We start from the raw sequence: 14605 nt of genomic DNA, 5'->3' as shown, positions 1-14605 counted from the left end.
ACGAGATTGGCTCCGCATGTGCTTTCCTCTACTGAAAGGGGCCAACAAACACGGAAAACATGATCGCGAACGCGTCCGCGCGCAGATGAAGATGACGGTGAAGTACCGGGCGAGCATCATTGTCCCTCTCCGAGAGAGGTAGTAGCAGCAGCAAGCTCACGGCTAATGCGATGGGGCCGAAGAGAAGGCCGGCGCGAACGACGCTCCCAGTGCATCTGTGATTTTTGGGCGTTTGTTTTGGCCGCATTCCGGGGGCGGTTCCTGTCAAGCGGCGCCCGCTCGGGGGGCGCGGTTAAGTCCGAGCATGGCGCGAACGAGGCTCTGGATGTGATTGAAGCTCCCCGCGATCGTCGATAGAAAGCGCGACCAGACACGGAACGGATTAGCAGGCGCCTCATGCGCCCCTCGATCGATGCCCGAAAGGCGTCGGTGGTAGCGAGCTGTTGACGTTCACGAGTGTCATCAGGTCAGCAAACAATCACCATCCATGCTCCCAACGGGTTGTGGCCAAGATAGCGTGCTTCACGATTGAAGATCATGCCGCTTGCCCTAGTGCTTCTTTCGGATCGCAGATGGATTGCTGCCCTGCACAGTCAGCCAGTGATCGCTCCGGGGTGCGGCGGTAAGTCGATGCGCAGGTTTCGACGCGGAAGTGAACTGCTCCTCAGTTTGAAGCCGCTGCGTGCCCGCTCGCGCCGTGGGAGACGGAGGGTCGGCGGGCAGCGCTGAGCCGGTTGAGCACCGTCTATGTTTGGAAGCCCTTATTCGAGCCTCATCTTTTGGATTTGGGAGACCCCAGGCGAATTTTTTTCTGGCGAGGATCATGGCTTCTGCTGTCCCGTGACGCGTTTGCGGATGACCACGCATTTAGCGTGCCAGATCCAAAAGCGTTTTGGACAATGGATAAATCGAATTCTGCTTTGTTGCGTATCCGACATTTGTCAGACATCGGACACCTGAAGGAGGAGATAGGATGCGCTTCGCTGGCCGCCGGTTACAATGGACGGTGACCGTCGCCTCACATTTGCATCTCCCGCTCTTGCCAGGACGCTATCTGCATCGAAGCACCGAGAAAAGCGTCTTGCCCCTTAGGAAGATGTGACTGCTTCTCGCGCGCTCGGCGACCTTGCTCCGGATTCGCCGAAGACGAGCTGGTCGCCTCAATGCCCCCAGACACTCGATTGACTTTCCGTGCCAACAGCGCCGTTTGTCCTGGGATCTGCGATCGAGGTCGAGGTGTTGTCGCCGTTTCGGTAAGATGGGATAGGGCACCTCCGCTACCTTTCCGGTCAGCGACTTAAGGAAAGCAACCAGCAGGTCGATGTCTCCTTCCGTCAATTCTTCGCCGAGTTGGGTGGTCGTCACGATCGTGACGGCCTGTCTCAGGTCCCAAACCTTGCCCGAATGGAATGCGCAGCCACCCCAGAGCATGACTGGGCGAAACGCACGCCGTTCTCGACCGTCGCGGCCGTGCCGGAAGAACACCGACGGCATAATGGGATGCCATCATGCCGTAGCTGACGATTGATCTCGGGATCGTAGAAGCTGGCGCGGCTGACGCCCGACTTCAGATTGTCGGGGACGATCAGGCGGGGAACGCCAATCAAAGAAACGAAACATCCTGACGTCTGAACCAATCCAATCATGCAGTGTCTGGGTCCAGGTAGCTTCGGCATATGTGAAGTTGGACGCTCCCAATACCGCCACAAAGATCTCCGCCTCACGGATCTCGCCGGTGTCTCGATCAACGATCAGGATCTTCTTGCCGGAATAGTCGACGAAGACCTTGTCGCCGGCGGCGTGTTCCTGGCGCATCGTCGGGGAAAGCCGCTGTTCGAAGCTGCGAAAGAGCTCGCAGAACGGGCTGTAGCCATATCCGTCGGGATGACCTCCTCGATACTCCTCCCACAAAATGAGGAGTGTGACGCCCGGCTTCTTGAGCTCGACGGCAAGATGGGCCCAGTTCGGCTCTGTGCGACGCCGCGTGCCCCTTTGACGCCATGGCGAGCGAAGAGTTTGTTCTCAAGCGCGTCATCGGTCAGCTCGCTTGGCAGGGGCCAGCTCAACCCGATTTGCCGCTGCGGGCCGCAGATTATCCTGCACCGAACTGCGTGCTATGTCCCCTGCATCGAACGTGCCAGAAGGAAATTATGTCAAACCAACGGGCAGCAGGTTTGTGATCGGGCCGGGAGTCCCACCCGCCACGAGCGCGGATGAGATCGGTCGCGAATTCAAGCTGCTTGGGCCCTCCGCGACGCACGGCCGACAGGCAGAATTATCGAAGCAAGTTGCGTGTCGGGCATGGCGCCGATGATGCTGCACCACTTCTCCGTGCGCGCGGCCCGGCCCAGGTCACGCTTTCGTCGGGCTTTCGACATTCTCGTCCAGTCTCAGACACAACATGGTTTGCTTGTAGATATCTCACGGCGAAGCATCACCTCAGTCGCGCAAACGGAGCGACCTGCCCCGACCAACGCTGCGGCCACATCGAGCCAGAGCGGAAGCTGTCATCGCCCAACAGTACGCGACCGTTGTGCAACCTTCAGGGTGTGATTGGAAGCCCATCGCAAACTGCCTAGCTTGCGAGCGCTCTCGCGTATTTCCGAGCTTACCACATAGCCGATCGATACCACTTCGATCCAGGGAACGCTGATACGGTGACCTGGTCGAGCTCAGTACCTTTTGCTGAGGGGCGAGTAAGCGACTAAAGGCGCGCCCCGCTCCTGCTCGCGCCGAACGGTTACCTGCGAAGCAGTGAACCCCTGCTTCAAGTCAAATGGCATGGCGCTTGCGATGTAGTCCCTAGAACGCATCAAGCACATATGAAAGCCACGAACGAACCATGGCCTACACGCGAAGCTGCATGCAAGCGCCTGAGGAAACTATGCCCATTCCGGCTATACATCGGGGTATCATCCCTTCCAGACCTCCTTGCTCGGTAGCTGTCTTGCGCATGGCTGTTCTGGGACCGACGCGCCAATTCGTGGCGCTCCCCCAATTGCTGGACGGTCCTGATCAATGTGTGAGTGTCAAAGAACTCCCAAAAAGGGATGCCCAAGCTGACGTCGGCGCGTCACTGCCAACCACCTTCGGTACTCCGAAATCGGGGGTCTCTCGCAACGCAACAGTTGGCGCGTCACAGCCCTGTTTCGAAACTGACCCTTCCAATCACCACGCCTGTTTCCTCGATGACGAGCAGCGGGTCGTCGATGTCCCCTTCAGGCGATCGCCGCAAAAGGCTATCGGCGCCGCCCGATGCCACCAAGATCACCTATGTCGACATCGTTCGGGTGATGAAGACCAGAAGCCAAGATGCTCCCATCCCACGAGAATCAAAGCAGGTCGGGAACCGCAAGGCCTTATCTCGTGCCTTGGGCGCCGAGGCCGACATTTGTCGGCACGCCTAGAAGCCGTGCACAAGTTTTCTTCTAAAGGAGCAAGTTGATGACCGTCCACAAAAGGGTTCCCTTCGTCACCTTTCTCACGCGTGTGCGCGATGAGTCAGTTCAGGGGCCTAATCCATATCGCTGGGAAGAAAAGACATCCGACGACTACTTTGCCGGCAAGCGCGTCATCCTGTTCTCGCTACCTGGCGCCTTCACGCCGACCTGCTCGACCTACCAACTGCCCAAATTCGAAGACCTCTATGACGAGTTTGAGAAGGAGGGAATTGACGCCATCTACTGCCTTTCCGTGAACGATGCCTTCGTCATGAATGCGTGGGGGAAATCCTTGGGCCTGCAGAAGGTACGGCTCATCTCGGATGGATCAGGCGAGTTTACGCGCAAAATGGGCATGCTGGTTGCCAAGGACAATCTCGGCTTCGGTATGCGCTCTTGGCGCTACGCCGCCCTTATCAACAATGGCGTGGTGGAGCAGTGGTTTGAGGAGGATGGTTTCTCCGACAACTGCGAGGCCGACCCTTATGGCGTATCATCCCCGCAGAACGTTCTTGAAACCCTCAGGGCTGGCGCATGACCTAGCGGCGTCAAAGCCTCGCAGATCCCATTGGCCACCGCCAGAGCCACGCTCGACAGGAGTCGCGCTCACCATGCAATCCTCAGCAAGCCTGCTTCAGCGTCAGAAGCAATCTATGATTGCGTCGCCTCAACTGATTGAGTCGATCCGATTGCTGCAACTGGCGCATACCGAGCTGCATCAGTACGTGGGGCAGGAAATCGCAAAGAACCCGCTTTTGGAGCTGGCGCCAAGCGAGGAAGGGCCGTCTGGAGATGATTGGTCGATTCCGGGAGAGGATCCCGACATCGGCGTACGTGAAAAGGACTTTGACAAGCCGACCAGTGGCGAGGCCCCGGAAAGGTTCATGCAATCGAAATCGACCGGCAACACAGCCAACGCCCCGCCGGGCGCGGGCAATGCAGTCGACAATTTTTCCGTCTCCGCCGAAACATTGCACGACCACGTCGCGCGTCAGATCGCCCTCACTGCATTCACATCGCCGGAGAGGCTGATTGCTGGCCAGCTTGCCGCTCACCTGGAAGACACTGGCTATCTTAACGTAAGCCTTGTGGAACTGGCCAGCAGCCTAAACGTCCGGGCAGACGATGTGGAACGGGTGCTCGGAATCTTGCAGCACTTTGATCCACCGGGACTTTTTGCGCAAACGCTCAGCGAATGCCTTGAGATCCAGTTGCGCCAGCGAGACCGGTTCGACCCGGCAATGGCAGCGTTGGTTGGCAACCTTGAGATGCTTGCGCGACGCGATTTTCAGGCGTTGAAGCAGCATTGCGGCGTCGATGAAGAAGACCTTCTCGACATGTTGCATGAAATCCGTGCTCTCGACCCCAAGCCTGGAAATCAGTTCCACACCGGACGGCCAGAATGCGTCATGCCCGATGTCTGGGTCATGCCCTCGCCCGGCGGTGGGTGGCAAATCGAGCTTGATCCGAACACGCTACCCAAGCTGCTGATCAACCATACCTACTTCGCCGAAGTCTCGCGCGCGGCCGTCCAAAATTCGAAAGATCAAGCATTTCTCAACGAATGCTTGCAAAACGCGAACTGGTTAATCCGCAGCCTCGATCAGCGCGCCAACACGATTCTTAAGGTTGCGACTGAAATCGTGCGCCAGCAGGAGGCCTTTTTGGAACATGGCGTCTCCCACCTGAAGCCTCTCAATCTCAGGACCGTCGCTGACGCGATCAACGTGCACGAGTCGACTGTAAGCCGGGTGACATCCAACAAGTACATGCTTACCCCACGCGGTGTGTTCGAGCTGAAGTACTTTTTCACTGTCGCGATCGCCTCCTGCGAAGGCGGCGACGCGCACTCCGCCGAAGCTGTGCGTCATCGGATCAAAGCGATAATCGCCGGAGAATCGCTTGCTGACGTGCTTTCCGACGATGACATCGCTGTCCGGCTCAAGGAAACCGGCATCGATGTTGCACGCCGCACCGTCACAAAATATCGCGAAGCGATGAACATCCCCTCCTCTGTGCAACGGCGACGGGAAAAGCGCTTATGGCTAGATGGCGATCAAGGCTCCGCGGCCTAGCACCGCCGACGAAAGCGGCGCTTAATCCAAAGCGATCCCGTTCTTGATGTGTGCGAGGCGGCTTTCGCCTTCCTCGGGGCCGAAGCAGCTTTCGACATCATTGCATTCCCGGCAACTGGGCGCGGTGCATAGCGAAAAACCTTCGGCCTCGCAGAGCTTGCGGTAGAAGTACTTCTTCCATTTCATGTTTTGGGTGTTGCCGGCTGCCAAGGTCGGAAAATGCGTGGCAAGCAAGCGGCTGAGCTCGGCCCGATTGAGAAGGCCAAGATCCTGCCAGAGATGGTTGTTGCGCGTGGCACGCCGAGCGACGATCTTAGCCAAGCAGGCGCTCACCGGGTCGCCCGGCCGGGCATGCGCCAGCAGCAGGCTGTGCAGAAGTTCTTCTTCCATTTCCGGCTTGGGGTCGCATAGCTCGTCCAAGGCGAAGGCGTTTATCGCGGTAGCGGGGAAACTGTGGGTCAGCACGTCGCGCAGCTCTGCGCGCGAAAGGCCGGTCGACTCCGTCGCCGTCGCCTCGCCGGCCTCGACCTCCTCGAGCGCACACGAAAGCACACAGGCAAGCACATGCTGATCGAACCCCCTCTCCAGCTCGATCCGCGGCCATTGGCGGGCGCAGAGCCAACCATAGTGATGAGCGAACATGGTGCCGTTCTCCTTGGTCGTCTGCCGCGACCTTGTCGGCCGCAAGATGCGTCTGGCAGTTCTTTGGGTAAACGCGGGCTCCGCAGCCAATACAGCGGCCGGCCTGGTCGACGAGCATGATCGTGCGGTTGAGCTCGGCGGCGAGGTGTTCGCCCTCGCCGGCGCCGAGGATTCACTCGCTGATCGACGCTATGGAGGTGCACCGCGCGCGCGAGCAGACCTTGAAGCAGCGGCCAAAGCCGATGCAGGTCGTGCCGTCGAGAGTGGTCAGATATATCGCGGCATCCATCTGGAGCCGTCGCGGGTGACGAAAGCGCTCATCGGGAGTTCCCCAATGCATGGAGCTTTCATGCAGCTGCTGAGCGCCCGGGGTACCGCGGGCATGCGGAAGCTGCATCCTCGCTATGCGAGCGGCATGGCGACGCCGCTTCCGGGCCGCAGACCGGAGCCACAGCGATGGATAGCCTGGCAAGGCACTGGTTTGACTGATCTTCGACATTGGTTACCCCAACCCCATCGCCACAAGCGACCTGGAGATTCCGTCCTACCTTGTCCGCGCGCTTCTGCCTTTCGAGACGACAAGCAGATGAGGTGGAAGCTCAAGCCGTTGCGGATTTCAAACCCTCGCCTGAGGGTGGGACTTGTTGACCGCCGGGATGATCTTGTCTCCCCAAAGCTCGATCTGGCGCAGCATTGTCTTTTGGTCGAAATCCCCCAATTGGGTCTGAATTGCGATCTGGTCCGGTTTCAGGATATCCATCTCTTCCAGTAGGCGATCAATCACGCGATTCACGCTGCCGATCGGCAGGTTCTCGCGCATAGTCTCCAATGACAGATCCTGCTGCGTCGGCGTTTCCTGCAGCAAATAGCCGTCCAGGCTCTGCTGGCGGCGCTGATGCAGTGCTTCAGACAGCCGGCGCTGGAAGCGGGCATTGTCGAGATAGCTGTTTATCTCTACCTGGTCGTCGCTGGCATAGCAGCAACGCAGCAGCGATATCTTGGCGTCCGTGACATTCTTACCTTCGGAAGCCGCCGCCTCCTCGATCGATTCGCGCAGCGTACTCAAAGTCTCTAAGCCGTTGTGGAGTGCTGTGACAAAGAAATTGTGTCCCTCGCGATAGGCCCGGATCATGCGCGGGGGCCCGCCGGCGATCCAGATCGGCGGGGTCGGCTTCTGGACGGTGGGAACCGAAATCGCCGTCGGGGGTATCTTCTCATACTGGCCATCGTGCTCGAAGATGTTTTGGTTTAGGCCCTTCAGAAGGATGTCCATATATTCCGAAAAGATGGCCGGCGCCTCATCGATGTTGACGCCGAAGCGTTCGAACTCGAATTGCTGGTATCCCACGCCAACTCCGAGCTCGAGACGGCCGTTCGCAACGACGTCGGCGAAGCCGATCTCGGAAAGCAGGCGCTGCGGGTGATAGAGCGGCAGCACGCAGACGGCAGTGCCGAGGCGAATGGTGCTTGTCAGGCCGGCGCAGTGCGCCACCATCATCAAGGGCGACGGAACAAGGCTGTAATTGTTGAAGTGGTGCTCTGCGAACCAGGCGGTGTTGAAGCCAGCCTGCTCCGAAAGAACGGCTTGTTCGATTGAGTTGCGGATGACGCTGTCGGAGGATTGATGATAGCCGCGCTGGGCGGCCAGGATGAAGGTTGCGAATTCCATGGTCTTTCATGTCTCCAGAGGGAATTGGTAGATCAGGGGATGCGATCGGCATGCGCACAGAAGGCTTTGGCCGCAGTGTGGATCCGATGCATGGCGGCGGCATCGTCTTGCGGCAGACCGCTCGCATTCTGCGGTTGCACGCGCGCCCGCGAGCGGTTGGAACTGCTTCGACCGCGATGCGGACGTGTTCGTCGCCGCCGAACATCTTCGATCGCAGACAGCGCTGCGGGCGCAGCGCGGGCGGAGCTTGAAGCCTTGGATGTCGTCGGCTTCGACGAGCCGCAGCCCGTTGCTTGGCGAATGGCGAATGGCCGATAATCAACCCGCGTCCTCCGCAAAATATTCGTCATAGAATTCGCTGGCGTTTCCCGCATCGCCGAACGAGGTCCAGCCGCCGTCCACATAGAGGATCCAGCCGTTGATGTATGAGGCGTCAGGCGAAGCGAGGAAAAACGCCGCGTCTGCGACGTCTTCCGGCCGTCCCATCATGCCCATCGGGTTTCGACGTGCAATCGCTGTTGGGTCGATGCGGTCGGCCTTCACCAACTGAGCAAGTGCAGGCGTGCGGATGTAACCGTGAGCGACGGTGGCTGTCCGAATGCCGACCGGCCCGAGTTCGGCCGCCATGCATCGGGTCAGCATGTCCATCCCCGCTTTCGAGGCGCCGTAGGCATGGCGCGGCGCGAACGGCAGAAAGCTGTTGATCGATCCGAGGTTGAGGATCACGCCGCCAGGGCGCATTGTCTTGATCGCCTCGCGCACGCAGGTGAAGGCGCCGGTAAGATTGACATCCATGACGCGTTCGATCTGTTCCGGTATTTGTTCGATCCCCGACAACAAAGTCTCGGCGACAGCAGCACCGTTGACGAGGACATCGATGCGCCCGAAGCGTCCCCGCAGCTCCTCGAACAGCGCCACAACCTCGCTCTCGACGGCCACGTCCACGGATTTGGCCGGGTTCTTGCCGTCGAGCAATCCAGCGAGCTCTGCTGCTGCAGCGCCATCTCTGTCAGCAATCACGACGGTATCGCCGCTCGCGGCAAAGCGGCGAACCACGGCCGCGCCTATGCCGTTCGCGCCACCCGTGACGAGCACGATTCGCGCGTCGGTGCGTTCGACCGGACAGGAAAGTTCGGCTCGGGGCGTCCCATCCACCGGCGGGTGCGCATTCCCCGGCTGGTTGAATGACATGCAGCCGCCGTCGACCGCCAGCACCGATCCGGTGATATAGCGCGCCTGCGTGCTGGCCAGAAAACGCACAGCGAGGGCGATCGCGTCGGGGCGCGCCAAGCGCCCCATCGGCACGCGGCGGCGCACCGCGGCGAGATCCATTTTGCCCGCGCGTTCCAGTTCAGCGACCATCGGCGTGCGCATGTAGCCCGGCGCTACCGCCGTCACGCGGATGCCGCGAGAAGCCCACTCGCATGCGAGCGACTTCGTCAATGAGATCAGGACCGCTTTCGATGCTGCGTAGGCATTGCGCTTGGGATTGCCGACCATGCCCGCCATGGAAGCGATGTTGACGATAGCATCGCCCGGCCTGAAGAGCCTCGCCGCTTCGCGAGCCATGACGAATGGCCCAATCAGGTTTACTGCCAAGCCAAGTCGGAAGGCGTCGACACAGGTGTCGACAGTTGCGGCCATGGTGGGTCCCATCGCCGCGTTGTTGATGAGGACGCCGATCTGCGCGAACTGTGCTTCGACCCGGCCATAAAGCGCGAGGATATCCTCCTCTCGGGAGACATCGCACTCGAGGCCGAGATGCGGGTAGCCGAGACCATGGGCCAGTTCAACGACGCCGCTGCCCGGAAGGTCCACCGCAATAACAGTGTCTCCATTCTTGGCAACAATATCGACTAGGGCACGGCCGATCCCGCCCGCGGCGCCGGTAATGAGGACGATGCGTCCGGCGGTCTCGTGACGACAGAGCTGATCACTGTCACGGCCACGTCGTCGCGGGGCAGAAAGGCGATTTATCTTCGCCGGGCAGGCTTTCGCCGGGTGGCTGTGGCATTGCAAAGTTGTCATAGTCTGTCGTTGCCACTGCCGATGCGGATCTCCCGTTCGAAATCACTGAAGGCATCATGGCGAGAAGGACGCTTGCCGAGCGCATAGACCGGATCATCCGGATGAGGTGCTCCAATCGGCTGCCGCGGGCCGAACCGTTCCGTCTCTACGACGGCAGGTGGGATCTGCTCCTCTAACCAATCGTAGACCACCGTCCGTTCGGCAACTCGCCACTCCCCTTCCCTCTTCTGAAACAGATCACAGTAGCGGCCGCAGAGGAGCGTCTGGCGTACTTCTCCGTCTTCGTTCGGTCCGCGTTGCAGCGCGGTGAAATAGCTCTCGACCGCGGCCTCTGCCGAGCTGATGAATTCGATTAGGATGTTCGTGATCTGATGGATGTTTCGCGGTCCGGTCTTAAAGACACCGAGCGCCAACCGGATGAAGCCCTCTGCCGGGCCCCCATAGGCTCCATGATTGTCATGCGCATCGGGCCAGTACGCGCTGCGCAGCGCCGCCTCGTCCGCACGGTCTACCCCGCGGCAATACCGATAGAGGCAGTCGCGGATCGCCTCACGGTCGAGTAATTCGGTAATTTTTGCCTGGTCCATCGTCTCTGTCGCAAATTGGGTGATTGGAAGAGATGCTTCGCGAACCCCGCCGGCGGATGCGCATCATGGCAGCAGCTCGATGCCGGGGATGCCTTTGCGCAGTTGGACGAGGACGGGTGGGCAAAGGCCACGTGCCGTTCTTCCAGTGTGCGGCTACATGGTCGATCCCCCATTCAAGCCCGCCAGATTCTCGGCTCAATGACGTCCGATTCAACCCCGCGCAGCGGGTGTACGGTCGAGTTCCAGCGCACGTTCGGGGCAGGATTGCGCGCCTCGTGACGCAAGCCGTTGCTCTCCCTCGGCAACCTCAATGTCGCCGGGCAGGATGTAGCCCTCGTCATCAAGCTTGAAGACGTCCGGCGCTTGCGCCGAGCATCGCGCGTGCCCCTGGCATTTGGCTTTCTGGACGATGATGCGCATAGTCTACCTCCATTGTCTGTGCCTTCGGTCGGCTCGGGGCTTACTCAGGACCAGTCCAGGATCAGATTTTCGATCCCGAACACATGGCCACCATAGTTGATAGGTGCTGTACCCTTCTTGATCCGGAACGCCGGTATGCGCGCCAGCCACTCCTCCAAGCCAATGACAATCTCCCGCCGGGCAAGGTGTGAGCCAAGGCAACGGTGGGGACCATAGCCAAAGGCGGCGTGGCGGTTGCCCTCTCGCGCCAGATCGACCGTGTTGGGGGATTCGAATTCCGCCGGGTCACGGTTTGCAATCATTGTGGCGCAGGAAACATAGTCCCCCTTACGGATCGGCGCGCCTTCGAAGTCGATATCTTTCGTCGCCACGCGGGTGATCTGCACGGTCGGATAGGCGCGCAGTAATTCTTCGGCTGCGAGCGCGATCCGGTCCGGCTCGCTCCGCAGCAGTTCCTGATCTTTGAGGTTGCGCGCAAGATAGGCCAAGTCAAAACCTATAGCTGCTGCGACCGTGTCGAGCCCCGCGACGAAGATAAGCACGCCGATGCCACGGACTTCCTCGTCCGTGAGCTGGCGGCCCTCGACCTGTGTCTGCACGATGAAGGTCATGAAATCGTCGACGGGCTCCTTGCAGCGCATGGCTGCAAGTTCGTCAATGAACGCCACAATCGTCCGCGCCGCCGCCGGCCGTCTCACATCATCGCCGTGGAGCAAATCTTTCGCCCAGCCGACAAATGTATCGAGTCGGTGGTCCGGCAGCCCTAGAAAACGAAGGAAGATGTTGACCGCGAAAGGAAAGGCGAAATCCTTCATCACGTCACAGCTTGTGCCCGAGGCGGCGATCCTCTTGATCAGCATGATCGCTCGCTCGCGGATCGCCGGTTCCAGTTCCGTTACCCGCTTTGGCGAAAGCAGCGGATTGAGTAGTGAGCGAAAGACGCCATGGGCCGGCGGATCGAGTTCAAGCGGGATCATCGGCCATTTTTCGCCCAGCGCGGATGCGAAGATGCTGCGATGGCTGGAAAAGCTTTCGGCGTCCTGCAGCACCCGGCGCTGGTCTGTGGCGCGAGTGATGACCCAGGTGCCCCGGCCATCGCGCGTGTTGCAGGGCGAATAAAAGATCGGCGGCCCGGCATGGACGCAAGCGACAGCTGCGTGCGGATCCCCGTTGGGCGTCGGCGCCATGCCAGGCGACGTGAACAGACTGAAGTCCCTCACCATTTCGGGCGGGACATGATCTGGAACCGGGTTGGCCGCCATTTGCTTTCTCCTGAACGTCAGGCGTTCTTTGCGCTCGCTCCATGAAGCACTGCGAACGCCACTCTGACAAAACTGTCGGAGCAAGTTGCGTGCCGAGCGCACCGTTTGCGTTGCACCCTTGCCCGGTACCCGTGGCCCGGCCTTGGCGGCCTTTTGGTCGGGCTTGCGGACATTCTTGTTCAGCTTCGGACACAGAAGGTTTGCGGATAGACGCCACGGAGGAGCAAATGAAAGGGACCAGAGGCATGCAAACGCCGTGACCCGAGCCGAACTCGATCCCACGGCGTCCGGAGCGGTGCGCGCTTGCTGAAGGGCTGGAAGATGTCAAAGACCTTCCTCGACAGGGAGGAGTAGCAACTGTGCGGCAATGCGTCGGCCGGCCTGTCCGGAATGGTTTCCCGAGCCTGTGCGAAAGTGCTGATTGCCCCGACCAGACAGCACACTTCTCGGTCCTGGTGCCCGAGGATTGTTCGGGGCGCTCGATCTCGGCGAAGACACGGTACTCCTGCTCAAGCCAAAAGGGTCTCTGCAAAAAAGTAGCCGATTGGGTGCCTTTAAGTGAAACGGCATGGCGCTTGCGCTCACCGTTAGAGCCCATCAAAGCGCCAAGAGCTCCAAACTATGGCTGAGACACGAAGCTCAATACAACCGGCCAAGGAGACCGTGCCCATTCCCGCGGAACGTCTGGACATCGTCTCCTCCTCCGACGATGACAGCATCGTCCGGCTCAAGCAAACGGCATCGATATTGCGCGCCGCATAGTCACAACATGTCGCGAAGCGATGAGCATCCCCTCTTCCGTGCAACGCCGCCGGGAAACGCGGCGCTTCTGGCTTTAATGCGGGTCGACGCAGCCAACCCCATGTTGCAGCGCATTCAAACTGAAGAGCTTATTCATGAACGAATCGGCGACAGGCCTCACGGACGTTGTTCTGCACGACCCAGAAAAGCCCGATCAACGGTCTAGTCCCGCTTGGGGCGCGGTTATTTCGCTTGCCTTGGGCACCTTCGGGCTGGTGACGGCAGAGTTTCTGCCTGCCAGCGTGCTGACGCCACTCGCGCATGATCTCGGCATCACCAAGGGGGCGGCCGGACAGGCGCTGACAGCGACCGCAATCGCCGGGGCGATCTCGGCGCCGACGATGGCCATCATTACAAGGCGTCTGGATCGCAATATCGTCCTGTGGGCGATGACGCTGCTGCAGATCCTGTCCAACGTTCTGGCGGAGGTAGCCTGGTCGCTGCCGGTTTTCCTGACGGCACGCGTCGTGCTCGGCATAGCGCTCGGAGGCTTCTGGTCGATTTCGGCAGCGCTGGCGATGCGGCTCGTTCCAAGTCACCTCCTGCCGCGCGCCATGTCGATCATCCTTACCGGCGTTTCCGTCGCTACCGTTTGCGCGGCTCCAATCGGCGTCTATGTCGGCGAGATCTGGGGATGGCGAGCCGCCTTCATGATCGCCACCGTTGTTAATGCCGTTACACTTCTGGTTCAACTCATAACCATTCCGACGCTGCCTCCGGTTGAAGTGGCTACATTCCGCAGTCTGCTGGATGTGGCCAAGAATCCGACGATCAGGGTCGCGTATTTGGTCGTCCTGCTGGTCGCTTCTGGGCACTTCGCCAGCTTCACCTACATCCGTGCGTTTCTCGAGAAGGTTCCCGCGCTCGATATCGAGACGATCTCGCTGGTGTTGCTCGCTTCTGGCATCGGCGGCTTCTTCGGCAATTTGGCCGGCGCATTCCTGGCCGAGCACAGCCTCAAGGCAGTCGCGGCCCTGCCGCCCCTGGTCATAGCGATAGCCGCTGTCTCGCTGCTGACGGTGGGAGCATCGGCCTTGGCCTCGGCGATTGCGGTTGCCGTATGGGGCTTTGCCTTCGGCGCGGCGCCGGTGGGGTTACAGACGTGGACGGTGCTGCGCGCCGCTTCCAAACAGGCCGAAAGCGCCGGTGTGCTGATGGCGGCAACGTTCCAAGTGGCCATCGCAGCCGGCGCGATTTTCGGCGGACTACTGGTGGATAATGCCGGCGTTGCCAGTGTCTTTGCCTACAGCGCGGTTGCCATGTTCCTCGCCGCCCTGACAGTGTTCCTGCTCGGCCCGAAGCAGCGCGAAACCTAGACTGCCTGACAGAAGAGGGCCCTCAGCGCAGCGCGGCGAGAGATGCAATCGCATCAGCCGCGCGGCGCGATCCTGCGCACGATTACTTTGGCGGTTGCAGGCTTCGGCTCGCCAAATCGTATAGCGCCTGGATCGCGGCTACTGCTCTTCCACGTAGTTCCGATCCGGCATGACCAGCGCCGGGGCCGACCTTCAGACCGAGGCCGGCACCATAGGGACCCGTCGAAGGAACCGCGGTATTCAACCAGCTTGCCGGGCCCCTCCTCGAACACGTTCCAGATCGTTCGTTCCGGTTGCTCGACGTTGACGATGCGCCTTGGCGTCGGCGAACCAATAGCGTTCGCGCTTGCCGATGGTGCCGCCGC

10 protein-coding genes and 3 pseudogenes are annotated in these 14605 nt (G+C 60.3%); 4 read left to right on the top strand and 9 right to left on the bottom strand.

The features are described from left to right. Positions 1-1207: 1207 nt before the first annotated feature. Positions 1208-1410 (bottom strand): annotated as a pseudogene (locus tag HNQ71_RS35195) (cytochrome C peroxidase); the annotation flags it as partial. A gap of 96 nt (positions 1411-1506) precedes the next feature. Next, the gene (locus HNQ71_RS35190) at positions 1507-1815 is read right to left on the bottom strand and encodes a hypothetical protein (protein ID WP_246462269.1); all 309 of its coding nucleotides are present in this window, start codon (positions 1813-1815) and stop codon (positions 1507-1509) included. Positions 1816-3444: 1629 nt separating this feature from the next. On the opposite strand from HNQ71_RS35190, the gene HNQ71_RS32285 reads away from it, so the two are divergent. Continuing rightward, positions 3445-3978, top strand: a complete 534-nt coding sequence (locus HNQ71_RS32285) for a peroxiredoxin (protein ID WP_184878137.1) — start codon at positions 3445-3447, stop codon at positions 3976-3978. A gap of 73 nt (positions 3979-4051) precedes the next feature. Continuing rightward, positions 4052-5515, top strand: a complete 1464-nt coding sequence (rpoN, locus tag HNQ71_RS32280) for an RNA polymerase factor sigma-54 (RefSeq protein ID WP_184878135.1) — start codon at positions 4052-4054, stop codon at positions 5513-5515. A gap of 21 nt (positions 5516-5536) precedes the next feature. Here the strand turns inward: rpoN and HNQ71_RS32275 are convergent, their stop codons facing one another. The 7 genes and pseudogenes from HNQ71_RS32275 to HNQ71_RS32250 form a co-directional block, all read right to left on the bottom strand. After that, positions 5537-6157: a nitrogen fixation protein NifQ gene (locus tag HNQ71_RS32275; RefSeq protein WP_184878133.1), complete on the bottom strand. Its 621-nt coding sequence runs from the start codon at positions 6155-6157 to the stop codon at positions 5537-5539. A 22-nt stretch (positions 6158-6179) separates the two neighbouring features. Further along, positions 6180-6478: pseudogene (fdxB, locus tag HNQ71_RS34665) on the bottom strand (ferredoxin III, nif-specific); the annotation flags it as partial. 295 nt (positions 6479-6773) lie between these two features. Further along, positions 6774-7826 carry an LLM class flavin-dependent oxidoreductase gene (locus tag HNQ71_RS32270; protein WP_184878131.1) on the bottom strand — a complete coding sequence of 351 codons (1053 nt, stop codon included), beginning with the start codon at positions 7824-7826 and terminating at the stop codon, positions 6774-6776. A 318-nt stretch (positions 7827-8144) separates the two neighbouring features. Then, the gene (locus HNQ71_RS32265) at positions 8145-9854 is read right to left on the bottom strand and encodes an SDR family oxidoreductase (RefSeq protein WP_184878129.1); all 1710 of its coding nucleotides are present in this window, start codon (positions 9852-9854) and stop codon (positions 8145-8147) included. Beyond that, on the bottom strand, positions 9851-10441 hold the full coding sequence (locus tag HNQ71_RS32260) for a nuclear transport factor 2 family protein (RefSeq protein ID WP_184878127.1): 591 nt from the start codon (positions 10439-10441) through the stop codon (positions 9851-9853). The genes HNQ71_RS32265 and HNQ71_RS32260 overlap by 4 nt, the downstream gene beginning before the upstream one ends. A 210-nt stretch (positions 10442-10651) precedes the next feature. Continuing rightward, positions 10652-10861, bottom strand: a complete 210-nt coding sequence (locus HNQ71_RS32255) for a ferredoxin (protein WP_184878126.1) — start codon at positions 10859-10861, stop codon at positions 10652-10654. A 44-nt stretch (positions 10862-10905) separates the two neighbouring features. Further along, positions 10906-12123 (bottom strand): cytochrome P450, encoded by a 1218-nt coding sequence (locus tag HNQ71_RS32250; protein ID WP_184878124.1) that lies wholly within the window; start codon positions 12121-12123, stop codon positions 10906-10908. 702 nt (positions 12124-12825) lie between these two features. Here HNQ71_RS32250 and HNQ71_RS35185 point away from each other — a divergent pair. Both HNQ71_RS35185 and HNQ71_RS32240 read left to right on the top strand, forming a co-directional pair. Continuing rightward, a pseudogene (locus HNQ71_RS35185) lies at positions 12826-12962 on the top strand (RNA polymerase factor sigma-54); the annotation flags it as partial. A gap of 57 nt (positions 12963-13019) precedes the next feature. Next, a complete protein-coding gene (locus tag HNQ71_RS32240) occupies positions 13020-14240 on the top strand; it encodes an MFS transporter (RefSeq protein ID WP_184878122.1) in 1221 nt (406 codons plus the stop codon). The last annotated feature ends 365 nt before the right edge of the window (positions 14241-14605 follow it).

This window comes from Mesorhizobium sangaii (assembly GCF_014207355.1).
Taxonomy (GTDB): domain Bacteria; phylum Pseudomonadota; class Alphaproteobacteria; order Rhizobiales; family Rhizobiaceae; genus Mesorhizobium; species Mesorhizobium sangaii.
This window is presented reverse-complemented; position numbering and strand designations above follow the sequence as displayed.